We start from the raw sequence: 22,907 nt of genomic DNA on the forward strand, positions 1-22,907 counted from the left end.
TATTTCGATGAGCGAGGGACACTCGACCTATACGCCCAAGACCGGTATCGAACGCTGGTTCGACGCCCGCATGCCGCTGCCGCGCATGGTCTATGACAGCTTCATCGCTTATCCGGTGCCGCGCAACCTCAACTATGCGTGGACCTTCGGCGGCATCCTCACGATCATGCTGGTGGCGCAGATCCTGACCGGTATCGTGCTGGCCATGCACTATACCGCCGACACCAATCTCGCCTTCAATTCGGTCGAGAAGATCATGCGCGACGTCAATTCGGGCTGGCTGTTGCGCTACATGCATTCCAACGGCGCCTCGTTCTTCTTCGTCGCCGTCTACATCCACATCTTCCGCGGGCTTTATTACGGCTCCTACAAGGCGCCGCGCGAGCTGCTGTGGATCCTCGGCTGCATCATCTATCTGCTGATGATGGCGACCGGCTTCATGGGCTATGTGCTGCCCTGGGGTCAGATGAGCTTCTGGGGCGCCACCGTCATCACCGGCTTCTTCAGCGCCATTCCGCTGGTCGGAAACTGGATCCAGGAACTGCTGCTCGGCGGTTTTGCCGTCGACAACCCGACGCTCAACCGCTTCTTTGCGCTGCACTATTTGCTGCCGTTCATGATTGCCGGCGTCGTCGTGCTGCACGTCTGGGCGCTGCACGTGGTCGGCCAGTCGAACCCGACCGGCATCGAGGTGAAATCGAAGACCGACACCGTTGCCTTTACGCCCTATGCGACCATCAAGGATGCATTCGGCATGATCGTGTTCCTGTTCTTCTTCGCCTATTTCGTCTTCTACCTGCCGAACTTTCTCGGCCATCCGGACAATTACACGATCGCCAACCCGCTGAAGACGCCGGCCCACATCGTGCCGGAATGGTACTTCCTGCCGTTCTACGCGATCCTGCGCGCGATCACCTTCAACATCGGGCCGATCAACTCCAAGCTCGGCGGCGTGCTGTGCATGTTCGGCGCCATCGTCATGCTGTTCCTGGTGCCGTGGCTCGACACCTCCAAGGTGCGCTCGGCGGTCTACCGGCCCTGGTACAAGCTGTTCTTCTGGCTGTTCGTCGCCGACGCTGTCCTGCTTGGCTGGCTTGGCTCGCAGCCGGCGGAAGGCGGCGGTCTGTTGACCCTCCTGATAGGTGAGGTCTCGGGCAACTATGTTGGCTACGCTCAAGCGGCGACACTGTTCTACTTCGCCTTCTTCCTCGTCATCCTGCCGGTGCTTGGCCTGATCGAGACGCCACGCAGACTGCCGAATTCGATCACCGAGGCGGTGCTGGAGAAGAACAAGGGTGCCGGAGGGGGACATCCGGCCGGTGCGACCGCCGCGCCGGAAACCAAAGGCTGAGTGAGAATCTAAGGGGATTTGGCATGAAAAAGATTCTCACCTCGCTCGCCCTGCTAGGCGTGTTTGCCGCTGGCATCGGAGCCGTCGGCAGTGTGGCGATCGCCGCTGAAGAGGCGCACAACGCGGCGGCACCGACGCATTTCCCGATCCACGAGCCGAAGGAGATGGACTGGACTTTTGCCGGTCCGTTCGGCACCTACGACAAGGCGCAGCTGCAGCGTGGCCTGAAGGTCTACAAGGAAGTCTGCTCGGCCTGCCACTCGATGAATTTGGTGGCGTTCCGCACGCTGGAGGACCTCGGCTATTCGGAAGCGCAGATCAAGTCGCTGTCGGCCGAGTACACCATCCATGATGGACCCAACGATGCCGGCGACATGTTCGACCGGCCGGGCAAGCCGTCCGACCATTTCCCGGCGCCGTTCGCCAATGAGGAGGCGGCTGCCGCTTCCAACGGCGGCGCTGCCCCACCGGATATGTCGCTGCTGGCCAAGGCGCGCGGCGTCGAGCGCGGCTTCCCGCGCTTCGTCTTCGACATCTTCACGCAATATGCGCAGGGCGGCCCGGACTACATCCATTCGCTGCTGACCGGCTACGACGAGACGCCACCTGCCGGCATGGTGATCCCCGAAGGCACCCACTATAATCCATACTTCATGTCCGGCGTGTCGCTGAAGATGCCCAAGCCGCTCTCCGATGGCCAGGTCACCTACGATGACGGTTCGCCGCAGACGATCGACCAGTATTCGCGCGACGTCTCGGCGTTCCTGATGTGGGCGGCCGAGCCGCATATGGAAGACCGCAAGAAGACCGGCTTCCGCGTGCTGGTGTTTCTGCTTCTGTTCGGGGCGCTGATGTATCTGACCAAGCGCAAGGTGTGGGAAGGCGTGGCGCACTAAGCCGCATCTTATTCCTCGGAAATGGAAAGGGCGTCTTCGGACGCCCTTTTTGCTTGCCAAACCGGACATGGTTCGCATCTTGGCGCAGCAGCCGTCCAGTAAGAAGTCCGTTGGCACGGCGCCATGCGATTGGTATTGCACGCGCGCCCGGCGGATCGCCGGCTAGAGGGGCATTTGGATCGATGATGCGGCTACGCGACTGTCACAACTTTTCCGATTTCCGGCGCATGGCCCAGCAGCGGTTACCGGGGCCAATCTTCAACTACATCGATGGCGCGGCCGACGACGAGGTCACCTATCGCCGCAACACCGAGAGTTTCGAGCGCTGCGACCTCGTTCCCAGCGTGCTGCGCGGGGTAAGTGAGATCGACATGTCTGTGACGGTGATGGGCCAGAAGCTGGCCATGCCCGTCTATTGCTCGCCGACCGCCTTGCAGCGGCTGTTCCATCATCAAGGCGAGCGCGCGGTGGCTAAGGCTTCGGCCAAATTCGGCACTATGTTTGGCGTGTCCTCGCTCGGCACCGTCAGTCTTGAGGAAGCGCGCAAGATCAGCAGCAGCCCGCAGGTCTACCAGTTCTATTTCCACCGGGATCGCGGCCTCAACCGGGCGATGATGCAGCGGGCGAAAGCGGTTGGCGTCGAAGTGATGATGCTGACCGTCGACAGCATCACCGGAGGCAACCGCGAGCGCGACAAGCGCACCGGCTTTGCCATCCCCTTCAAGCTCAACCTTGCCGGCATGCTGCAGTTCGCGCTGAAGCCGGGCTGGGCGATCAACTATTTCACCCATGAGGGGTTCAAGCTGCCGCAGCTCGACGAGCATGTCGACATGGGCGGCGGCACGATGTCGATCAGCCGCTACTTCACCGAGATGCTCGATCCGTCGATGACTTGGGACGATGTTGCCGAGATGGTCAGACTGTGGGGAGGTCCGTTCTGTCTCAAGGGCGTCATGTCGGTGGAGGATGCCAAGCGCGCCGTCGAGATCGGCTGCAGCGGCATTGTGCTGTCCAACCATGGCGGCCGGCAGCTGGACGGCTCGCGGGCGGCGTTCGACCAACTGGCCGAGATCGTCGATGCCGTCGGCGACAGAATAGACGTCATCATGGATGGCGGCGTGCAGCGCGGCACCCATGTGCTGAAGGCGCTGTCGCTCGGCGCCAAGGCTGTTGGCGTCGGCCGCTATTATCTGTTCCCCCTGGCGGCGGCCGGCCAGCCGGGCGTAGAGCGGGCGCTGGAGCAGATGCGGGTCGAGATCGAGCGCGGCATGAAGCTGATGGGCTGCAGTTCGATCGAACAATTGTCGCGCAACAACCTCCGTTTCAGGTAATCTCGACCCATGAAATCCTCGCTCGAAGACACGCTGCTCGCCGCGATCCGCACCATTCCGGACTACCCCAAGCCCGGCATCCTGTTTCGCGACATCACCACTTTGCTCGGCAATGCGCGCGCCTTCCGCCGCGCCATCGACGAGCTGGTGCATCCCTATGCCGGCCAGAAGATCGACAAGATCGCCGGCATCGAGGCACGCGGCTTCATCCTCGGCGGTGCGGTCGCGCACCAGCTTTCGGCCGGTTTCGTGCCGATCCGGAAGAAGGGCAAGCTGCCTTACGAGACGGTACGCGTCGCCTACAGCCTGGAATACGGGCTGGACGAGATGGAGATGCACAAGGACGGCGTTGCGCCGGGCGAGAAGGTGATCCTGGTTGACGACCTGATCGCGACCGGCGGCACGGCGGAGGCGGCGGTCAAGCTGCTAAGGCAGATCGGTGCCGATATTCTTGCCGCGTGCTTCGTCATCGACCTGCCGGATCTCGGCGGACGGGCGAAGCTCGAAGCGCTGGGCGTGCCGGTGCGGACGTTGATCGGGTTTGAGGGGCATTAGGGAGTAGTTAATAGTTAATAGTGAATAGTGAATAGTGAATAGTGAATAGTGAATAGTGAATAGTGAATGTCAGCGTTCAATGACAGGCGCTAGGCTTACTCACACACTCTGATATTGAATACTCACTACTCACCATTCACTACCCAGCCTTCACCAGCACCGCGCTGTCGAACTCCAGCACCTTGTCGCCCGTAGAATCGAATCCTTCCGAGCGCAGCGCGAGCAGCCGCCAGCCGGGGCGATTGGCGAGCGGGCGGTGGGACAGGGCCGTGCGCATGAAGGTGACGGTTTCTCCGGCATAGACCGGCTTTGGCCATTTCAGGTTCCTGAAGCCGGGGGAGGGGCCGAATTCTGGTACCGGGCCGGGTCCGGTCCATTGAGAAGCGTCCATAGGATTTTTGAGATTGAGCTTCATCCAGGTGGCCGCGGTGTGCCAGCCTGAGGCGCAGAGGCGGCCGAACACGCTTTTCTTCGCCGCCTCCTCGTCGACATGAAAGACCTGTGGATCGTATTTGCAGGCGAACGCCTTGATCGCCTCGGCTTCGAATGTGTGCGAACCGAGGTTGATGGTATCGCCGATGCGGAAGAACGCGTCGAGGCTCATGCGCCGGCCTCGCGGGTCAAGAACATGACAGTGTTCTCAAGTTCGAAGACGCTTTCACCGCGCTGGTTGAACAGTTCGCTGCGCAAGGTGACGAGGCCGAGCTGAGGCCTGGATTTCGACAGGCGCCTGGCAAGCACGCTGGTGCTGCCGGCCAGTGTGTCGCCGGCCAGCACCGGCTTCTTCCATTTGACCTGGTCGATGCCGGGCGCGCCTTGCGCGGTCGAGTCGAGCAGGAAGGCGTCGCACAGCATGCGCATGAAGATCGCGCAGGTGTGCCAGCCGGAGGCGGCCAAGCCGCCAAGGATGCTGGCCTTGCCGGCGGCTTCGTCGAGATGCATCGGCTGCGGGTCGAATTCGGTGGCGAATTCGATGATTTCGGCCGCACTCACCTGCTTGGCGCCGAGGTCGATCGATGCGCCGTCGGTGAAATCCTCGTAGGCCCAGCTTTTTGCGGTCATGATCCCAATCCGGTTGTACGATCACCGGGCATCCGGATGCCGTCCGGGCGGCGTTTGGTCAAGCGAATTCTATTGGGCCTACAACCAGCCGCGGCGGCGGAAATACCAGAACGGCAGGATCGCCGACAGGATCATCAGGCCGATGGCGAAGGGATAGCCGAGCTCCCATTTCAGCTCCGGGATGACGTCGAAATTCATGCCGTAGATCGAAGCTACCAGCGTCGGCGGCAGGAAGATGACGGCGGCGACCGAGAAGATCTTGATGATGGCGTTCTGCTCGATCGAGATCATGCCGAGCGTCGCGTCGAGCAGGAACGAGATCTTCTGCGACAGGAAGGTGGCATGGTCGGCGAGCGACAGCACGTCGCGCGATACTGTCTTGATGCGGGCGCGGACGTCCTTGCTCATCTTGATCTGGGTCGCGACGTGGGCAAGGAAGCCGGTGAGGCGCTGCAGCGAGATCAGGCTGTCGCGGATCGAGGAGGCAATGTCTTCCTTGCGGCCTATGGCCTTGAGCAGTTCCTGGAAATCGCGATTGCGCTTGTTCACCTTGGTCGACCGCGCTTCGAAGATATCGCGCGAGATCGTCTCGATGTCACGGCCGGCGCGTTCGAGAATATCGGCTAGGCGATCGACGATCGCCTCCAGCAGGCCGATCAGGATGGTGTTGCCGGTGGTGCAGCCTGTCGCCACCTTCTCGGCGCGCAGGGGAAAGGTCTTGAACGCCTTCGGCTCATGATAGCGGATGGTGACCAGTCTCGGGCCGGCAAGCACAAAGGTAACCGGTGACATCAAGGGATCATCGATTTCGGTCTGCGCCGGCAAGGTGGCGGTCATGAAGTAGGCGCCGTCCTCGATGTAGAGGCGGCTCGAAATCTCGATCTCCTCCATCTCCTCGCGCGTCGGGATGGCAACACCGAGCCAAGTCTCGATCGTCGTTTCTTCTTCCTTGGTCGGGTTGAGAAGGTCGGCCCAGACGACCTGATCGCCATTGGCCACGAGATCGTCGGCGAGGCGCAGGCGATCATTGTCGACGACGAAGGCCTTGATCATCGCCGGTCTCCGTTGGTTGAGCCCAAGGTTTCGTTTAATAGCGATGGGTCTTGCACGCGCCGCCGTTCCCACGGGGACGGCCAAGTCGCATGCAAACGGCCATAGACCCGGTGCCAAGGGCAGTCAAGCGAAGCGGCATGCCGGCTCCTCCACTTGACGCAGCCGTGATCGGTCGCCGTCAGCGCGCCAGCCGCGGCGCCTCAGGTGTTGAACTTGAACAGCAGGACATCGCCATCCTGGACGACATATTCCTTGCCTTCGTCGCGCGCCTTGCCGGCTTCCTTGGCCGCCACTTCGCCGCCCAGTGTGACGTAGTCGTTGTAGGCGATGGTCTGGGCGCGGATGAAGCCGCGCTCGAAATCGGTGTGGATGACGCCGGCCGCCTGCGGGGCCTTGTCGCCCTTGTGGATCGTCCAGGCGCGCGTCTCCTTCGGCCCGGCGGTGAAATAGGTGATGAGATGCAACAGATCGTAGCCGGCGCGGATGACCTTGTTGAGGCCAGGTTCGTCGAGGCCGAGCGAGGACAGGAACTCCATCTCTTCCTCGTCGGAGAGCTGGGCGACTTCGGCTTCGATCGCGGCCGAGATCACCACGGTGCCGGCGCCCTGCGCGGTCGCCATCCTTTCCACGGCCCTGGTGTGCTCGTTGCCGGTGGCGGCGTCGGCTTCGGCGACGTTGCACACATAGAGCACGGGGTGCGAGGTCAAGAGGTTCAGTCCCTGCAGGATGCGCAGGTCTTCCGCTGAAATGCCGTTGAGCAGGATGCGGGTCGGCTTGCCGGCCTGGAGGAGCTCGAGTGCGGCCTCCATCATCGGCAGCACGGTGGTTGCTTCCTTGTCCTTGCTGCCGGCGCGCTTGCGGATCTGCACGATGCGGCGCTCGAGGCTGTCGAGGTCGGCGAGCATCAGCTCGGTCTCGACCGTATCGGCGTCGGCGACAGGGTCGATCTTGCCCTCGACATGGGTGATGTCGTCATCCTCGAAACAGCGCAGCACATGCACGATGGCGTCGACCTCACGGATGTTGGCGAGGAACTGGTTGCCCAGCCCTTCGCCCTTGGAGGCGCCGCGCACCAGGCCGGCGATGTCGACGAAGGAGATGCGGGTCGGGATGATCTCCTTAGACTTGGCGATTGCGGCGATCTTCTGCAGCCGCGGATCAGGCACCGCCACCTCGCCGGTGTTCGGTTCGATGGTGCAGAACGGATAGTTGGCGGCCTGCGCCGCCGCCGTCCTGGTCAATGCGTTGAAAAGCGTCGACTTGCCGACGTTGGGCAAGCCAACGATGCCGCATTTGAAACCCATGTGTCCGGTCCTATCGGGAAACTAGAAATTTGATGAGGGCTATGGGCGATAGGGGTGAGCAACGTCAAGCCCCGCGGTCCCGATCCTATCGACGCTCAGTCCTTCTTGCCGAACAGTTTCTTCAGCATGGCGGCCATCGGGCCGCTTTCCGGCAGCTTGGCCGGCGCCTGCTGTGGCCGTGCCTGGCGGATGTGGCTTTGAGCTTTCGGGCCCTCAGCCTTCGGCGCCTTTGGCGGCGGACGGTCGTCGTCGCCGGTTGGCGTTAGTTTGTCGCGCAAGGCCAGCGTCACCCGGTTCATGAAAGAACTGTCGTCGCCCTTGGCCAGCAGCCCGGCATCGTCGGCGATGGTGTTGAGCAGCACGTCCAGCCATTCGCGGTCGGCCTTGGCGAAGTCGCCGAGCACATGGCCATGCACCATTTCCCGGACGCCGGGATGGCCGACGCCGATGCGCACGCGGCGAAAGTTCTTGCCGACATGCTGGTCGAGCGAGCGGATGCCGTTGTGGCCGCCGGCGCCACCGCCGACCTTGACCCGCAATTTGCCGGCCGGCAGGTCAATCTCGTCGTAGAAGACGGTCAGCGCCTCGGGGCCGAGCTTGTAGAAGCGCAGGGCTTCGCCGACCGGCTGTCCCGACAGGTTCATGAAGGTCTGCGGCTTGATCAGGAGAATCTTTTCGCCGGCAATCGTGCCTTCGGCGATCAGGCCCTGGAACTTCTTCGACCAGGGCGAAAACGAATGGCGGCGGGCAATTGCGTCCGCCGCCATGAAGCCGACATTGTGCCGGTTATCAGCGTATTTCGCGCCCGGATTGCCGAGGCCTGCAAAGACAAGCATCGTGAACTCCAGGCCCGAAAATTACTTCTCTTCGGCAGCAGGAGCCGCCGCTTCGGGGGCTGCCGCTTCCGCCGTCTCTTCCGTCTCCGGCTTCATCGCCGAGGAGCCGGCAATGGTCGCGATGGTGAAGTCGCGATCGGAGATCACCGGCTTGACGCCGGCCGGCAAGGTAACCGCCGAGATGTGGATCGAATCGCCAATGTCGGCGCCGGTGAGATCGACGGTGATGAATTCCGGGATCGCATTGGCCGGGCAGTGGAACTCGACTTCGTGACGCACGATGTTGAGCACGCCGCCGCGCTTGATGCCGGGCGACTTGTCTTCATTGATGAAGTGGACAGGCACGTCGACGTTGACCTCGGTGTCCTTGCCGATGCGCAGGAAGTCGACATGGACCGGGAAATCCTTGACGGGGTCGAGCTGGAAATCCTTGGGCAGAACCTGGATTTTCTTGCCGTCGACATCGATCGTGGCGATCGTGGTCAAAAACCCGCCGCCATGGATTTTGTAGAAGACGTCCTTATAGTTCAGCGCAATCGCCAGGGGAGGCTGTCTGTCGCCGTAGATAACTGCAGGCACTTTACCGTTGCGGCGAACTGCACGGGCGGACCCCTTACCGACCTGTTCGCGCGCTTCGGCCTTGAGCTCGTAAGTATCGTGGCTCATGGCATTTCCTTTCGCGTTTTATGGAGCGTTTGCGGTGGCAGTGTGCCTGGACCGTAAACGTCGAAAGCCGCCAGGCCTGGATGTCCGAATGCCAGAAACCGCATACGCGGAGCTTTGTTCGGGATCACAAGGGAAGGCAGCCTTCCGCCGCGTTGCCTCCAAGGGTGTCTACGCGGGTGGCGGCTCTATAGCGGAAGGCGGGCAGGCGTGCAAGCCATGGCGGGCAAGGGCGGCCGATGCCTGCGTTGGGCGCGCCGCATTGCGCTCAGGCCGGCAGGTCGGTGGGCGGATTTGATCCGTTTCCCTTGGCGCCACCGAGCGTGGACAGAGCGCTCAGCAGTTTCGTCCGGTCCTTGCCGATCATGAGCACGCCGCTGTCGGGCGCCAGCAGCGCCGAGAACGGAAGCATGGCAGCGCCGATCGAGGAGGCCTCAGGGCCGAATTGCCCCGACACGATCTCCGGCGCGACGATGCCGATTGCGCTGGCCTGGTTGAACTGGGCCTGCACCCTTGCCAGCAGTTCGAGATGGATCGGCCTGGGCAGGATCGAGTCGAGAACGATGGCCTCGATGTCGATGATGGAGGTGATGGCGATGATCGCCTCGACCAGCGCGCTCGCACAATCGTCGATCCATTCGAACAGCGGCACGCGCGCTTCGGCTGGCAACGGATCGAGTTCCCGCACACGATTGATCACCACGCCGCGCGACCTCAGGTGATTGACCAGCACATAGATCGAGGCGCGATGCAGTAGGCTCTGGTAGCGCGCAGGCTTCGCCGCCACCGAATCGAGGCTTGAGGGCGAGACGGGCAAGGGTCCGAGGGCAGCGCTGTTGCCATGCGGCCCGGTGTGGACCCTGCCGCCTTGCACCAGGCCGCCGCCGACAAAAGTGTCGATCGAGATGTGCATGAAATCGCGGAAGCGGGCGCCGGCGCCCTGGACAAGTTCGGCCAGCGCCGCCGACGTGGCGTCGTTTTCCACGAACACCGGCGTCTTCGCCGGCGTGGCAAAGCAAGTCGTCAGGTCGATCGCTTCCCAGCGGCTGCCGAGATCGTCGGGAAAGCCGAGTTCCTCGCTCCAGCCGCCGAGGAAATAGGGTGAGGCAATGCCGACGCCGACGATGCTGGCATCGCCAAGCCCATCCACCAGCTTTTCGAAGGTGGCCAGCGCCATGTTGCCGGCCTTCAGCACCAGATCAGGATCGGGGAAGCGGTATTCGTGCGACTCTCTTGCTCGGATTTCACCGGCGAAGTCGACCAGAACGGCTTCCAGCGCACGCCGGCCGATCTTGATGCCGACGCTGTAGATGCGTTCCGGTGTCAGCCGGTACAGCGTGGAGGGCGATCCGCGTTGTCCGAACCTTTTTCCCACTTGCTTTACGAAACCGGAGGATTCCAGGCCGTCGACGATCGCAGCGACCGCCGCCGGCGTCAGGCTTGCTGCGCGCGCCAGATCGGACTTGGAGGCTTCCTTGAGGCGACGGATGGCGTCGAGCACGAAACGCTCGTTGTAGTGGCGAACTTTGACAGAATTGCTGCCTTTCCCTGACAAAACCCACGTCTCCTCAAATGTCGCCGTCTTACCGCAAGAGGCCGAAACCACCTTCGGCCGAAGCATCCTGCGATGCCTGTGCGAGAGGCGACAGTGCGCGTCGGAACCATGGAAGTCAATTTTGCCGTTGCGCCTTTGCGCTATTTAATATAGCAAATTGAAAAAATAACTAGTCAGGGAGGAGACGTGCTGCACTCGGGCACACAAAGCGAAGCCGACGCTGCGGTGGTGCGGGCTGTTCCTGTTGCCCTGGTTCAGGCGACGAAGGCTTTCGGCGGCACGATTGCGCTCAAGGACGCCTCCTTCGAATTGCGCTCCGGCGAGGTGCTGGCGCTGCTTGGCGAAAACGGCGCCGGCAAGAGCACCTGCGTGAAGCTTCTGGCCGGTGTGCATTCTCCCACCAGCGGTCATGTCGAGGTTGACGGCAAATCAGCCGTCTTCCATTCGCCGCATGACGCGCAGGCGGCCGGCATTGCGGTCATGCACCAGCATCCTGGCCTGTTTCCCGATCTGTCGGTGGCGGAGAACATCTATCTCGGCCACATGCCGCGCGACCGCTTTGGCGGCATCGACAATGCCGCCATGCTGGCCGGCGCCCGCAAGGTGCTGGCCACCGTCGGGCTCGATGTGCCGGCGGCAACGCGGCTGGGAACACTGCGTACCTCTGAACAACAACTGGTCGAGATCGCCCGCGCGCTGTCGCTGGATGCCCGCGTGCTGATCATGGACGAACCCACGGCCGCATTGTCGCAACGCGAGGTCGAGCGGCTGTTTTCCGTCGTTGCCGATCTCAGGCTGCACGGCGTGGCGATGATGTTCGTCGGCCACCGCATGGATGAAATCTTCCGCATCGCCGACCGCATCGCGGTGCTGCGTGACGGGCGCCTGATCGGCGTCAAGCCGAAAGCCGAGCTTGGCCGCGCTGCCGCCATCAGCATGATGGTCGGCCGCGAAGTCACCGACCTCTATCCCGAACGGCGCCATGCCTCAGGCGCGCTGGTGCTGGAGGGGAAGGGACTTTCGCGCGCCGGCGGCTTTACCGGCATCGACCTCAAGCTTCACGCAGGTGAGGTGCTCGGCCTTGGCGGTCTGGTCGGCAGCGGACGCACCGAGATTGCGCGCGTGCTGTTCGGTATCGACCGGCCCGAGGCCGGCGAAATCCTGATCGACCGCAAGCCCGTGCAGTTCGCCTCGGCGCGCGACGCCATGGATGCGCGCATCGCCTATGTGTCGGAAGATCGCATGGGCCAGAGCCTGGTGATGGATTTCTCCATCCTCGACAATGCGGTGCTACCTGTTCTCGACAAGGCCGCACAACGCGGTCTCTACGGCACCGACCGCGCCATCGGTCTGGTGGCGGACTGGCTGAAGCGCATGAAGCTGCGCTTTTCCGGCTACGGGCAGCCGGTGAAAGAGTTATCCGGCGGCAACCAGCAGAAGGTGGTGCTGGCCAAATGGCTGCGCACCGAGCCGCGCGTGCTCATCCTCGACGAGCCGACGCAAGGCATCGATGTCGGCACCAAGGCGGAAGTGCATGCAATGATCGCTGACCTTGCCGCGCAAGGCATGGCGATCGTGCTGATCTCGTCAGAGATGCCCGAGCTGATCGGCATGTGCGACCGCATTATCGTGCTGCGCGAAGGCCGCCAGACTGCTGAGTTTTCGCGCGGACAAGCCACGCAGGAAAAGGTACTGGAAGCGGCGACCAGGACCGATGAACGCGCCGGCCAGGCAGCGCAGATAGAACGCGCCGCCGAGGAGGAAAAGGCAAAAGGACCGTTCGATTTTCTGAAGCGGCGGGAATTCGGCCTGCTTGCGGCGATGCTCGCCGTCGCCATTCCGGTCACCATCATCAACCCGCGCATGGTGAGCGCGGCGAACCTCACCGCTGTGTCGATGGACGCGGCCTTGCTGATTGTCGCCGCACTGGCGCAGATGCTGGTGCTGATCACCCGCAACATCGACCTGTCGATCGCAGCTGTGATCGGCCTCTCCGCCTATATGGCGGCCAGCATGGTTCAGGCCTATCCCGGATTGGACATCGGCATCGGCCTGATCACCGCCTGCGCGGTCGGCGGCTTTGCCGGACTGCTCAACGGCCTTGTCGTTACCAGGGGAAAGATCCCGGCCATCGTCGTTACGCTGGCTTCGATGTCGATCTTCCGCGGTTTCAACTCGATCTGGGCGGCGGGCGACCAGGTCAGCGCCGACGAAGTCACGCAAGCCTGGCTCGACATGACCGGGCTGAAGATCGCAGGCGTGCCGCTGATCGTCATCATCGCTATTGTCATCCTGTGCGCCGGCTATGTGCTGCTCTATCGCACCGCAACCGGGCGCGAGCTGTTTGCCACCGGTTCCAACCCGGACGGCGCAAGGCTGATCGGCATTCCGGTCGACCGGCGCATCCTGCTGGCCTTCGGCATGGCCGGCCTGCTAGGCGGCCTGTGCGGCGCCCTGTGGGCTTCGCGCTACGCCACCATCGATGCCCGCGTCGCGCTCGGCTTCGAACTCACGGTGATCGCCTCTGCGGTGGTCGGCGGCGTCGCCATCCGCGGCGGCTCGGGCACGCTGCTCGGCATCATCCTTGGCGCGCTCACGCTCTTGGTCATCAAGAACGGGCTGACGCTGGTGCGCGTCGATCCGCTCTGGCTGCAGGGCGTCTATGGCCTGGTGATCCTGGTTGCCATCGGCATCGACACCTTCATCGTGCGGCGCGCCGAACAGGCGAGACAGGCGAGGGCGAGATGAGAAAGTTTATCCGCTCGATCGACTTCTGGGATCTGCTGCTGGCGACCGCCTGCCTCGCCGTCTTTATCTATGCGGCGGTCTTCGTGCCGAATTTCGTCTCCGGCTTCAACCTCTCGCAATTGGCCGCAAGCGCCTCGGAAAAGGCGTTGCTGATCCTGCCGATGACGCTGCTCATCATCACCCGCGAGATCGACCTGTCGATCGCCTCGGTGCTGGCGCTGACATCCGTGGTGTTTGGCCTGCTCGTCCAGGGCGGCGTGCCGACGCTGGCGGCCATTCCGCTGACGCTGGTCTTCGGCGGCCTGCTCGGCGCCTTCAATGGCTATCTGGTTTCAGGGCTGGGGCTGCAGTCGCTGGTGGTGACGCTCGGCACCATGGCGCTCTATCGGGGCATTGGCTACATCCTGCTCGGCACCGGTTCGGTCAACATATTGCCGCCGGCGGTCGTCGATTTCGGCATCAGCAATCTGCCGGGCACACAAATCCCGTGGACCATCGTGCCGTTCCTGCTGCTGGCGCCGATCTTCGCGGTGGTGCTGCAGAAGACGCCGACCGGCAAGCGCATCTATGCGCTCGGCGGCAGCCCCGAAGTGGCGCGTTATTCCGGCATCGATACGCGCAAAATGGTGCTGAAGCTGTTCGTCGTTTCGGGCATGGTCGCAGCCATCGCCGGCATCGTCTATACCGCGCGCCTCTCCAACGCCCGCGCCAACAATGCGCTCGGCATGGAGCTCGATGTCATCACCATCGTGCTGCTCGGCGGCGTCAGCGTCTTCGGTGGTAAGGGGCGGCTCACGGGGGTCATGCTGGCGCTGCTGTTGATCGCCATCATCCGAAATGTGCTGGCGCTCAACCAGATCGGCGGCGACGCTCAAGGCATGATCATCGGCCTGCTTCTGATCGGCTCGCTGCTGGTCGGCAATTACTGGCGCTCCCTGGAGGAGCGGCTGTCAAGATCGCGCGTCCTGCGCGAAACCAAGGGGTGATCTCGGGCCCCTTTCTTCAAGCCCGAATTCTGACGGAGGAGACACAATGAAAGCGTTTAGAATAGCCCTGCTCGCATCCGCGGTTCTGCTTGCGCCGGCCTCGCTGGCCTACAGCCAGGAATGCGCCAAGGAACCGGTGACCGTCGGCTTCCTGCCCAAGCTCGACACCGATCCCTACTTCAAGGTGGCTTTCGGCGGCGCCGAGGAGGCTGCGAAGGAAATTGGCGGCACCGCCACCCAGGTTGCCCCGTCGCAAGCGACGGCCGAGGCACAGATCGAATTCATCAACAGCCTTGTGTCGCAGAAGGTCGGGGTCATCGCTATCGCCGGCAACGACGCCAATGCGGTTGCGCCTGCGCTGAAGCGCGCCGTTCAGCAAGGCGTCCGGGTGATCTCGTACGATTCCGACGTCGCGGCCGATGCGCGCGCGGTGTTCGTGAACCAGGTGAAGGGCGACAGTCTGGCCGAAATGATGCTGGAAAGCGCATTCAACCTCAGCGGCGGCGAAGGCGAGTTCGCCATCCTGTCGTCGACGCCGACGGCGACCAACCAGAACGCCTGGATCGACTTCATGAAGGCGAAGATGGCGGCAGAGCCGAAATACGCCAAGATGAAACTGGTGCAGGTCGCCTATGGCGAGGAGAGCGAGCAGGTCAACCAGCAGCAGGCCTTGGCGCTGGTGCAGGCGTTTCCGGATCTCAAGGTGATCATCGTGCCGGCAGGCATTGGCCTTCCGGCGGCCGCGCGCGCACTCGAGGAAGCCGGCATGATCGGCAAGGTCAAGCTGACCGGCCTTGCGCCGGCCACTTTGATTTCGAAATACATCAAGGATGGCTCTGCCCAGGATATCTGGTGGAATGTCACCGATCTCGGCTACCTGACCTATCAGGCGGCCCAGGCGCTGGCGCAGTGCAAGATCACCGGCAAGGAAGGTGAGAAGTTCACGGCGGGCAGGCTCGGCGAATACACGATCGGGGCCAGCGGCGAACTGATCCTTGGCCCGGCCAAGATCGTGACGCCGGAAAACCTGGCCGAGTTTAAGTTCTAAGCCTCCCAAGGCCCGGCGGGCGCCGGTTCAAGCCGGCGCCCGCTCGTTCAATTGTCAGTCGAAAAGCGTGAGGGCGACGATGAAACTCTTGCTGGCAGGCGAGACCTTCGCGGCGACGACCTCGGTTGCCGCCGGCGGCGATGTGCTGACGAGTGCGACGTGGGTAAACGGCGCGACGGCCTTCAATGCCGCACTTGCCGCAGAGGGCATAGCGGTGACGCAGATCGGTGGCGATCGCTGCGCGGCCGAATTTCCGTATGACCTCGACGCGCTGGCCGAATACCAGGCGGTGGTGATCTCCGATGTCGGCGCGCTGACCTTGCTGGTCACGCCGGAGGCCCGCGCCGGGCGCATCGGCGCCAACCGCCTCGACGTCCTCAAGGCCTATGTCGAAGGCGGTGGCGGGCTGATGCTGGCCGGCGGCTATATGGGGTTCCAGGGCATGTTCGGCACGGCGCGTTTCCACGACACCCCGGTCGAGGACATCCTGCCCGTGCGCTGCCTGCCATTCTCGGACGGGCTGGAAGTGCCGCAAGGCCTGCAGCCGTCGATCCTTCAGGCGTCGCATCCAATCCTTGCCGGTGTCGCGGGCCCGTTGCCGCCGATCCTCGGCATGAACAAACTCGATTTCAGGCGCGATGGCTCGTCCCAGCTGCTGGCGACCTGCCATTATCGTGGCACGGACTGGCCGCTGCTTGCTGCTCGCAGCGTTGGCCACGGCCGCACCGTCGCGTGGGCGACCGACATCGGCCCACACTGGCTGTCGCAGGACTTTTTGGGATGGCCGCTCTACGGCAAGCTGATGGGCAACGTCGTGCGCTGGCTGGCCGGCAAGGATTAAGCCTGGCGTGTTTGTAGGGCAGCTAGTCCGGCTTGCTGCTCAACGCTTCGCGCAGCGCCTGGATCCGCCGATTCAAGGCATCGAGATCAGCCATCGTCATGCCCGAGCGTTCGATCAGGGTTTCGTTGAGGCAGTTGCACTGGACGAGCAGCGCGCGGCCGGCAGGCGTCAGGTCGACCTGCACTTGGCGCTCGTCCGTCTGGCTGCGCTGGCGGGTGACGAGACCGGCCTGTTCCATGCGCTTCACCAGCGGCGTGATGGTGCTCGATTCCAAAGCGAGTCTGTGCGCAATCGAGCCGACCGACATCCCGCCGGCTTCGGCAAGTGCGTTCAGCACGAGATATTGCGGATAGGTGATGCCCATCTCGTCCAGCATGGGCTTGTAGGTGCGGTTGATTGCCATGCTGGTGGCGTAAAGCGAAAAACAGATCTGGTTGTCCAACGGGAGAGGCACGAGGCATTCCTTTGCCGACTGAGCACATCAATATGTACCACGAAAAATGATATCGCGATATATATTTTCTGAAAACAAGGATTTGGACCTGCGCTAGTCATATAGTTATCGCGATATTGATTATCGCGGAAGCAATCAATGGAGAGCGAGATGACCAAGGCCGGCAGCAGCACGATCACCACCAAGGACGGCACCGAAATTTTCTACAAGGATTGGGGAACGGGACAACCCATCGTCTTCCATCACGGCTGGCCGCTGAGCAGCGACGACTGGGACGCCCAGATGCTGTTCTTCCTGTCCAAGGGGTACCGCGTCATTGCCCATGACCGGCGCGGCCATGGCCGCTCGACCCAGACCGATACCGGCAACGAGATGGATACTTATGCCGCCGATGTCGCGGAACTTGCGGCGCATCTCGACCTCAAGGACGCTATCCATGTCGGTCATTCTACCGGTGGCGGCGAAGTGGCCCGCTATGTCGCGAAGTACGGCTCCGGCGGCCGTGTCGCCAAGGCCGCATTGCTCGGCGCGGTGCCGCCGATCATGCTGAAGACGGCGGCCAATCCCGGCGGCCTGCCGATCGAGGTTTTCGACGGTTTGCGCTCCGCCCAGGCAGCCAACCGCGCCCAGTTTTTCCACGATGTCGCGGCCGGCCCGTTCTACGGCTTCAACCGCCCCGGCGCCCAGGTGTCGCAGGCTGTCGTCGAGAATTGGTGGCGCCAGGGCATGATGGGCGGCACCAAGGCGCTTTACGATTGCATCAAGGCGTTCTCGGAAACCGACTTCACCGACGATCTGAAGGCCATCGACGTGCCGGTGCTGGTGATGCATGGCGACGACGACCAGATCGTTCCGATCGCCGACTCCGCGCTGCTGGCTGTCAAGCTGCTCAAAAAGGGCGAGCTCAAGGTCTACAAGGGCTTCCCGCACGGCATGGCGACGACCCATGCCGATGTCATCAATGCCGACCTCCTGGCCTTCTTCAAGGCGTAGAACCGTTCAGTTGAATAGACATCGTCCAGTCGGATAAGCAAGGCACCCGCCGCCGGGCGGGTGCCTTTGCTTTCATCGAAATGTCAGCGAGACGGTGCCTATTTATCGAGAAAACCAGTGATCAGTTTGACGGTGTCGTCGGGGTTTTCCTCCATGATCCAGTGTCCGGAAGCGGGCACGATGCCGCCCGTGACATCGGTCGCAACAACCCGCAGGACATCGGCCTGCGTAGTGCCAGCGGATTTTTCACCGCCGACAGCCAGCACCGGCATGGTCAGTTTGCCGCCGGCGGCAAGCATCGCCTGGTTGTCGATCGCGTCCTGGTCAAACGCCTTGAACTGCTCGAAAGCGTCATGCATCGCATGCGGGCGGGCATAGAGTTTGGCGTAGTGCCTGCGCGTCGCCTCGTCGATCTTCTTGGGGTCAGCCGACAGCTCGTTGTAGAAGCGGTCGAGATAGATGCGCTCGCGCCCCGCGACCAGCCGCTCCATATCAGGGCCGCGGAAGTTGAAGTGCCAAAGCAGCGGGCTTTGCTTGATCTTTTCCCAGTCGCCTATGCCGGGCAGCGGCGCGTCGATGATAACCCATTTGGTGATGCGCTTGGGATACTGAGCGGCGAGCGCATAGCCGACCATGTTGCCGATGTCGTGGGTGACGAGATCTGCCTTGTCGATCTTCAGGGCATCCAACACGCCGGCGATGTCGACGGCCTGGTTCTTCTTGGCGTAGCCCGCTTCCGGGTGGGCCGACAGACCCATGCCGCGCAGGTCCGGCACGATGACGGTGTGGTCCTTTGCGAGGGCGATGGCCGCGGCGCCCCACATGTCTCCGGTATCGGCAAAGCCGTGCAGCAGCACGACGGCGGGACCCTTGCCGCCAACGCGCACATAGAGTTTGGTGCCGTTGGTTTCGACGGACTGCGTCTTGAAACCCGGCGGAAAGGGAACGATGCGTGCCGTCGCCGGCAAGGTAACAAGAAGCACACCCAATACGGCTAATACGATCTTGCGCATGTCATCCCCCAGAGACGTCGAAGGCCCCAAGCCTTCGTTGATGACTATCTCTAGCAGGCTTTTCAACCAGCGCATGGTGAAAGAATCACAGAGGGCGCAGCAATGCCGCGCCCTGCGTCAAATCCGCAAAATCGACCGGTTTTATCTGGCCGCCGCTTGCGCCTTCCTGGCTTCCTTCATGTTGGGCAGGAACACCGTCAGCAGGCCGAGCAGCGGCAGATACGAGCAGATCTGGAAGACGAAATCGATGCCCTTCATGTCGGCGACGACGCCGAGCACGGCGGCTGCAATGCCGCCCATGCCGAAGGCGAAGCCGAAGAAGATCCCGGCGATGGTGCCGACACGTCCCGGCACCAACTCCTGCGCAAACACGACGATGTTGGAGAAGGCCGAGGACAGGATCAGGCCGATCAGCACCGTCAGCACCATCGTCCATTCGAAATTGGCGTAGGGCAGCGCCAGCGTGAACGGCAGCACGCCGACGATCGAGAACCAGATCATCGCCTTCTGGCCGTAGCGGTCGCCGAACGGTCCGCCGAGCAGGATGCCCAGCGCCGAGGCGCCGAGGAACAGGAACAGCATGACCTGGCTCATCTGCACCGACACGCCGAACTTATGGATGGAATAAAAGGTGTAGTAGCTGGAGAGAGAGGCGATGTAGGCGTTCTTGGTCAGCACCAGCAGCGTCAGCACCGCCAGCGCTCCCATCACCTTCTTGCGCGGGAAGGGGGAGACGAAGCTTGCCGCCTTGCGATTGCCCTGCGCGGCGCGCATCCGGCTGTACCAGCCGCCGACCCGCGACAAAACGATGATGCCGATCAGAGACCCGACGGCGAACCATGAAATGCTGGTCTGGCCGAAGGGCACAACGATGAAGGCAGCGAGCAGCGGCCCCATCGACTGGCCGAAATTGCCGCCGACCTGGAACAAAGATTGCGCCAGGCCAAAGCGGCCGCCGGAGGCAAAGCGGGCAATGCGCGAGGATTCCGGATGGAAGATCGCCGAGCCGATGCCGATCAGCGAGGCGCCGACCAGAAGCAGCGCATAGTGGCCGGCATAGGCCAGAACGATCAGGCCAAGCAGCGAGGACGCCATGCCGTAGGGCAGTGAATAGGGCATTGGCCGCTTGTCGGTGATCATGCCGATGACCGGCTGCAGCAGCGACGCCGTGACCTGGAAGGTGAAGGTCAAAAGACCGATCTGCCAGAAATCGAGACCGTAATTCTCTTTCAGTAGCGGATAGATCGCCGGCAGCAGCGATTGCATGATGTCGTTGATGCCGTGGCAAAAGCTCACCGCCAGAATGACGGTGAAGGCGGTCGCCTGGGCTGAAGGGAGGCTGGCGCTTGGCTGCGGTGCAATGCTGGTGGCTGTCGTATCGGTCAAGGCAGGCTCCGAGGTCTTTTTGGCGGGTGTTTGCCCGCGGGCAGGCTTGGCGGCCGCTCCCGCGGACCGCCTTAAGGACGCTCGTCTGAAGCGCTTGGGCGACGCCCCTGCGGAGCGCCTTGGGGATGGCTGCCTTATAAGCCGCTTGCGAGGCGACTTCTTTCGTGGTTTGGTCCAATAGTTTCGCAAGTGGGCCATAGCCGATGCCACATGGCAGGGACATCTTCCGCGCCGGCAATGCCGATCTCGGCCGATTGCACGAAAGCCGCTGGCAGTGGCTGGAGGAGGTTTCCGGGCCAGCGGTGGCTTTGCCGACCGAATATCCGGACGGTTACCTCGTGCCGCAACACCGCCACAGCCGCAGCCAGCTGCTGCATGCGCTGGTCGGTGTCGTGCTGGTGACGACCAGGTACGGGCGCTGGATGGTGCCGCCCGACCACGCAATGTGGATACCGGCCGGCACCGAGCATTCTGTCGAAATGCTGGGCGACGTCTCGATGCGCTCGGTCTATGTCATGCCGGGCGCTATCCCCGGCCTGCCGGAAGGCTTGCGTGTCGTCGGCGTCACCGAGCTGATGCACAGCCTGATCGTAGAATCGGAAAAGCTGCCGCAAGGTGGCGAACTGGAAGGCCGCGGCGGGCTGATCATGAACCTGTTGCTGCACGAGATCCCGACCTTGCCGGAACGGCCGCTCGGGCTGCCGTTCCCGTCCGACCCGAAGCTGGCGGCGCTCTGCCGACGCTTTGTCGCGGCACCTTCGCCGCACGCCACGATCGACGAGTGGGCGGATGCCGCAGGCATGAGCCGCCGTTCGTTCACCCGCGCCTTCCAGCGCCAGACCGGATTGTCCTTGTCGACTTGGCGCCAGCAGGCCTGCCTGTTTGCGGCACTTCCCAGGCTCGCCGATGGCGAGCCGATCACCAGGGTGGCGCTCGACCTCGGTTATGACAGCGTGCCGGCATTCATAACCATGTTCAAGCGCATGCTCGGGGCCTCGCCGCGCGGCTATATGCGCGGCGCCCGCGACGAAGGCATGCGGCGGGCTCAGCCTCGACTTGAGGCCCCGGCGCCGTAGCGCCAGGAAAAGCCCGCAGCACTTTGTCGTAGGCCCTAGTCCAGCTGAACGCCGCTGGCCTTGACGATCGGTTCCCATTTGGCGAGTTCGGCCTTCACATGCGCTCCAAGCTCTTCCGGGGTGGAGGCCACGATCGAGGCGCTGAACTGGGCCATGCGGGCGATCACATCAGGGTCTTTCAGGGCTTCAACTGCCGCCTTCTCAAGAACGGCGACGACCTCCGGCGGCGTGCCTGCGGGCGCGAACAGAGCGTTCCAGCTGTAGGTTTCATAGCGGGGAATGGTTTCGGCAATGGCCGGTATGTCGGGGAAGGAGGGAACGCGCTCCTTGGTGGTGACGCCAAGCGCTCTCAGCGTCCCGCTCTTGATATGGCCCGATGAAGAGGGGAGGTTGTCGAACATCATCGGCACCTGATTGCCGATAACGTCGTTCAAGGCCGGTCCGGCGCCCTTGTAGGGAATGTGCTGCATACTGACGCCGGCCATCGTCTTGAAAAGCTCGCCGGAGAGATGCAGCGGGGTGCCATTGCCTGATGAGGCGTAGGCATATTTGTCCGGATCCTTCTTCAGCATCTCGATCAGTTCCTTGACGTTCTTGGCAGGGAATTCAGGGTTCACAACCAGGACGTTTGGCACCAGCACGAGCAACGATATCGGCGCAAAATCCTTCTCCGCATCGTAGGGCTTTGTCTTCAGGATCAGCGGGTTGAGCGCGTGGGTTGCGACCGTGCCCATCAGGATCGTGTAGCCGTCCGGTTCGGCTCGGGCGACCTGGGCAGCGCCGATGCTGCCCCCGGCGCCGCCGACATTTTCGACGACAATCTGCTGGCCCAGCTTTTCGGACATCTTGTTGGCGACCAGGCGCGCGACCAGATCCGTCGAGCCACCGGCAGAAAAGGGGACAACCATGGTGATGGTCCGGTCCGGAAAATCGGCGGCCCAGGCCGCCGGTGCTGAAAGGGTGGCTGCGATGGAAACCGCGAGCCCGAGCAAAGTCCTACGCCGCATCTGCTACTCCTCCGTTGATTGGAGGGGCAGTATGGCCATGGTGAACTCCTCGCACAATGCAACCATGGACTGACTGCCCGCCTCAGGAGATCGGGCTTGACACCGATGCTTCGGTTGGCGTGCGCGAGAACGCCTCACCCCTCAGTTCAATCAGCCTTGGTCCAGCTGAAAACAAGCCATTTGTATCGTGACGTCTCTTCAGGCTCGGCCGTGTAGGTCATCTGCATGTCGCCGCCCTCGGCGTAGATGTCGAGCCTGGGCGCCGTGTCCAGTTCGAGCCACAGGGAATCGTTCTTGAACGACCATGTCCCGCACCAGACGCAAGGCCCCGATGCCGGGTCACCCGGTTGGTGAAAATTGTAGCGGCCGTCCGCCGTGATCTCCAGATAGTCGAAGGCGCCATAAAAGGCGGTCACAGTCTGCTGAAATTCGGTCGCAGCCGCTTCCTGGTCGGGCTTCGCCGGCTCTTTCAGATCACGCGGTGGCCGGATTGCGGACCCTGCGATGCTCCATTTGCCGATGAAATCCTTTTCGGTGGGAAGATATTCCGTTTGCGCCTGCGCGGTCGAAACCGGAGCGATTGTCGGCGCATAGGCCGCGCTGGCGATGCCGATTGCGAGAAGCGTTCCTGCGATGCCTGCAGCCTTGATTCGATTGCGCATCAGCTGGCTCCTTTCACGACGGTTTGGGGCAGATTCCAAAAAGGAGATTACCCCCGAGCCAGGCCCGTGGGCACGCTTTTGGGCAAC

General features: G+C 62.6%; 22 protein-coding genes. 10 read left to right on the plus strand and 12 right to left on the minus strand.

Features of this window, described 5'->3' with window-relative positions:
• Positions 1-7: 7 nt before the first annotated feature.
• The 4 genes from NKJ75_RS13555 (at position 8) to NKJ75_RS13570 (ending at position 4,133) form a co-directional block, all read left to right on the plus strand.
• Entirely contained in the window at positions 8-1,351 is a 1,344-nt protein-coding gene (locus tag NKJ75_RS13555) for a cytochrome b (protein WP_023670028.1), read from the plus strand.
• Between the two features lie 23 nt (positions 1,352-1,374).
• The gene (locus tag NKJ75_RS13560; RefSeq protein WP_023670029.1) at positions 1,375-2,247 is read left to right on the plus strand and encodes a cytochrome c1; all 873 of its coding nucleotides are present in this window, start codon (positions 1,375-1,377) and stop codon (positions 2,245-2,247) included.
• Between the two features lie 185 nt (positions 2,248-2,432).
• On the plus strand, positions 2,433-3,578 hold the full coding sequence (locus NKJ75_RS13565) for an alpha-hydroxy acid oxidase (protein WP_023744289.1): 1,146 nt from the start codon (positions 2,433-2,435) through the stop codon (positions 3,576-3,578).
• A gap of 9 nt (positions 3,579-3,587) precedes the next feature.
• Positions 3,588-4,133 (plus strand): adenine phosphoribosyltransferase, encoded by a 546-nt coding sequence (locus NKJ75_RS13570; RefSeq protein ID WP_013529989.1) that lies wholly within the window; start codon positions 3,588-3,590, stop codon positions 4,131-4,133.
• Positions 4,134-4,272: 139 nt separating this feature from the next.
• On the opposite strand, the gene NKJ75_RS13575 is transcribed toward NKJ75_RS13570, so the two are convergent.
• The 7 genes from NKJ75_RS13575 to NKJ75_RS13605 all read right to left on the minus strand — a co-directional run bounded on the left by NKJ75_RS13575 (position 4,273) and on the right by NKJ75_RS13605 (position 10,606).
• The gene (locus tag NKJ75_RS13575) at positions 4,273-4,737 is read right to left on the minus strand and encodes a MaoC family dehydratase (RefSeq protein WP_023744290.1); all 465 of its coding nucleotides are present in this window, start codon (positions 4,735-4,737) and stop codon (positions 4,273-4,275) included.
• Positions 4,734-5,195 (minus strand): MaoC family dehydratase, encoded by a 462-nt coding sequence (locus NKJ75_RS13580; RefSeq protein ID WP_023744291.1) that lies wholly within the window; start codon positions 5,193-5,195, stop codon positions 4,734-4,736. Before NKJ75_RS13580 ends, NKJ75_RS13575 begins: the two co-directional genes overlap by 4 nt.
• Before the next feature lie 78 nt (positions 5,196-5,273).
• Entirely contained in the window at positions 5,274-6,248 is a 975-nt protein-coding gene (corA, locus tag NKJ75_RS13585) for a magnesium/cobalt transporter CorA (protein WP_023701569.1), read from the minus strand.
• 200 nt (positions 6,249-6,448) lie between these two features.
• Positions 6,449-7,552 (minus strand): redox-regulated ATPase YchF, encoded by a 1,104-nt coding sequence (gene ychF / locus NKJ75_RS13590; RefSeq protein ID WP_352499789.1) that lies wholly within the window; start codon positions 7,550-7,552, stop codon positions 6,449-6,451.
• A 95-nt stretch (positions 7,553-7,647) separates the two neighbouring features.
• The gene (pth, locus tag NKJ75_RS13595; RefSeq protein WP_023744293.1) at positions 7,648-8,388 is read right to left on the minus strand and encodes an aminoacyl-tRNA hydrolase; all 741 of its coding nucleotides are present in this window, start codon (positions 8,386-8,388) and stop codon (positions 7,648-7,650) included.
• 21 nt (positions 8,389-8,409) lie between these two features.
• The gene (locus NKJ75_RS13600; protein ID WP_023686131.1) at positions 8,410-9,054 is read right to left on the minus strand and encodes a 50S ribosomal protein L25/general stress protein Ctc; all 645 of its coding nucleotides are present in this window, start codon (positions 9,052-9,054) and stop codon (positions 8,410-8,412) included.
• Positions 9,055-9,319: 265 nt separating this feature from the next.
• A complete protein-coding gene (locus NKJ75_RS13605) occupies positions 9,320-10,606 on the minus strand; it encodes an ROK family transcriptional regulator (protein ID WP_023744294.1) in 1,287 nt (428 codons plus the stop codon).
• Between the two features lie 186 nt (positions 10,607-10,792).
• Here NKJ75_RS13605 and NKJ75_RS13610 point away from each other — a divergent pair, with 186 nt between their 5' ends.
• The 4 genes from NKJ75_RS13610 to NKJ75_RS13625 all read left to right on the plus strand — a co-directional run bounded on the left by NKJ75_RS13610 (position 10,793) and on the right by NKJ75_RS13625 (position 16,229).
• Positions 10,793-13,354, plus strand: coding sequence for an ATP-binding cassette domain-containing protein (locus NKJ75_RS13610; RefSeq protein WP_352499790.1), 2,562 nt, complete (start codon positions 10,793-10,795; stop codon positions 13,352-13,354).
• Positions 13,351-14,340, plus strand: coding sequence for an ABC transporter permease (locus tag NKJ75_RS13615; protein ID WP_023670040.1), 990 nt, complete (start codon positions 13,351-13,353; stop codon positions 14,338-14,340). The genes NKJ75_RS13610 and NKJ75_RS13615 overlap by 4 nt, the downstream gene beginning before the upstream one ends.
• Before the next feature lie 46 nt (positions 14,341-14,386).
• Positions 14,387-15,388, plus strand: coding sequence for a rhamnose ABC transporter substrate-binding protein (locus NKJ75_RS13620; protein ID WP_031203833.1), 1,002 nt, complete (start codon positions 14,387-14,389; stop codon positions 15,386-15,388).
• A 79-nt stretch (positions 15,389-15,467) separates the two neighbouring features.
• On the plus strand, positions 15,468-16,229 hold the full coding sequence (locus tag NKJ75_RS13625) for a glutamine amidotransferase (RefSeq protein WP_023744297.1): 762 nt from the start codon (positions 15,468-15,470) through the stop codon (positions 16,227-16,229).
• A gap of 22 nt (positions 16,230-16,251) precedes the next feature.
• Here the strand turns inward: NKJ75_RS13625 and NKJ75_RS13630 are convergent, their stop codons facing one another.
• Positions 16,252-16,683, minus strand: a complete 432-nt coding sequence (locus tag NKJ75_RS13630; protein ID WP_023744298.1) for a MarR family winged helix-turn-helix transcriptional regulator — start codon at positions 16,681-16,683, stop codon at positions 16,252-16,254.
• A 150-nt stretch (positions 16,684-16,833) separates the two neighbouring features.
• On the opposite strand from NKJ75_RS13630, the gene NKJ75_RS13635 reads away from it, so the two are divergent.
• Positions 16,834-17,676 (plus strand): alpha/beta fold hydrolase, encoded by an 843-nt coding sequence (locus NKJ75_RS13635; protein WP_502903867.1) that lies wholly within the window; start codon positions 16,834-16,836, stop codon positions 17,674-17,676.
• Between the two features lie 98 nt (positions 17,677-17,774).
• Here NKJ75_RS13635 and NKJ75_RS13640 read toward each other — a convergent pair whose 3' ends face one another.
• Both NKJ75_RS13640 and NKJ75_RS13645 read right to left on the minus strand, forming a co-directional pair.
• Positions 17,775-18,689: an alpha/beta fold hydrolase gene (locus NKJ75_RS13640; protein WP_023744300.1), complete on the minus strand. Its 915-nt coding sequence runs from the start codon at positions 18,687-18,689 to the stop codon at positions 17,775-17,777.
• Positions 18,690-18,830: 141 nt separating this feature from the next.
• Positions 18,831-20,075 (minus strand): MFS transporter, encoded by a 1,245-nt coding sequence (locus NKJ75_RS13645; protein WP_023833517.1) that lies wholly within the window; start codon positions 20,073-20,075, stop codon positions 18,831-18,833.
• Positions 20,076-20,278: 203 nt separating this feature from the next.
• On the opposite strand from NKJ75_RS13645, the gene NKJ75_RS13650 reads away from it, so the two are divergent.
• On the plus strand, positions 20,279-21,151 hold the full coding sequence (locus NKJ75_RS13650) for an AraC family transcriptional regulator (protein ID WP_023686122.1): 873 nt from the start codon (positions 20,279-20,281) through the stop codon (positions 21,149-21,151).
• Between the two features lie 35 nt (positions 21,152-21,186).
• On the opposite strand, the gene NKJ75_RS13655 is transcribed toward NKJ75_RS13650, so the two are convergent.
• Positions 21,187-22,158, minus strand: coding sequence for a Bug family tripartite tricarboxylate transporter substrate binding protein (locus NKJ75_RS13655; RefSeq protein WP_023833516.1), 972 nt, complete (start codon positions 22,156-22,158; stop codon positions 21,187-21,189).
• A gap of 146 nt (positions 22,159-22,304) precedes the next feature.
• Entirely contained in the window at positions 22,305-22,820 is a 516-nt protein-coding gene (locus tag NKJ75_RS13660; RefSeq protein ID WP_352499792.1) for a hypothetical protein, read from the minus strand.
• Positions 22,821-22,907: the final 87 nt, after the last annotated feature.

It is taken from the genome of Mesorhizobium sp. M0058, from assembly GCF_040323095.1.
Classification (GTDB): Bacteria; Pseudomonadota; Alphaproteobacteria; order Rhizobiales; family Rhizobiaceae; genus Mesorhizobium.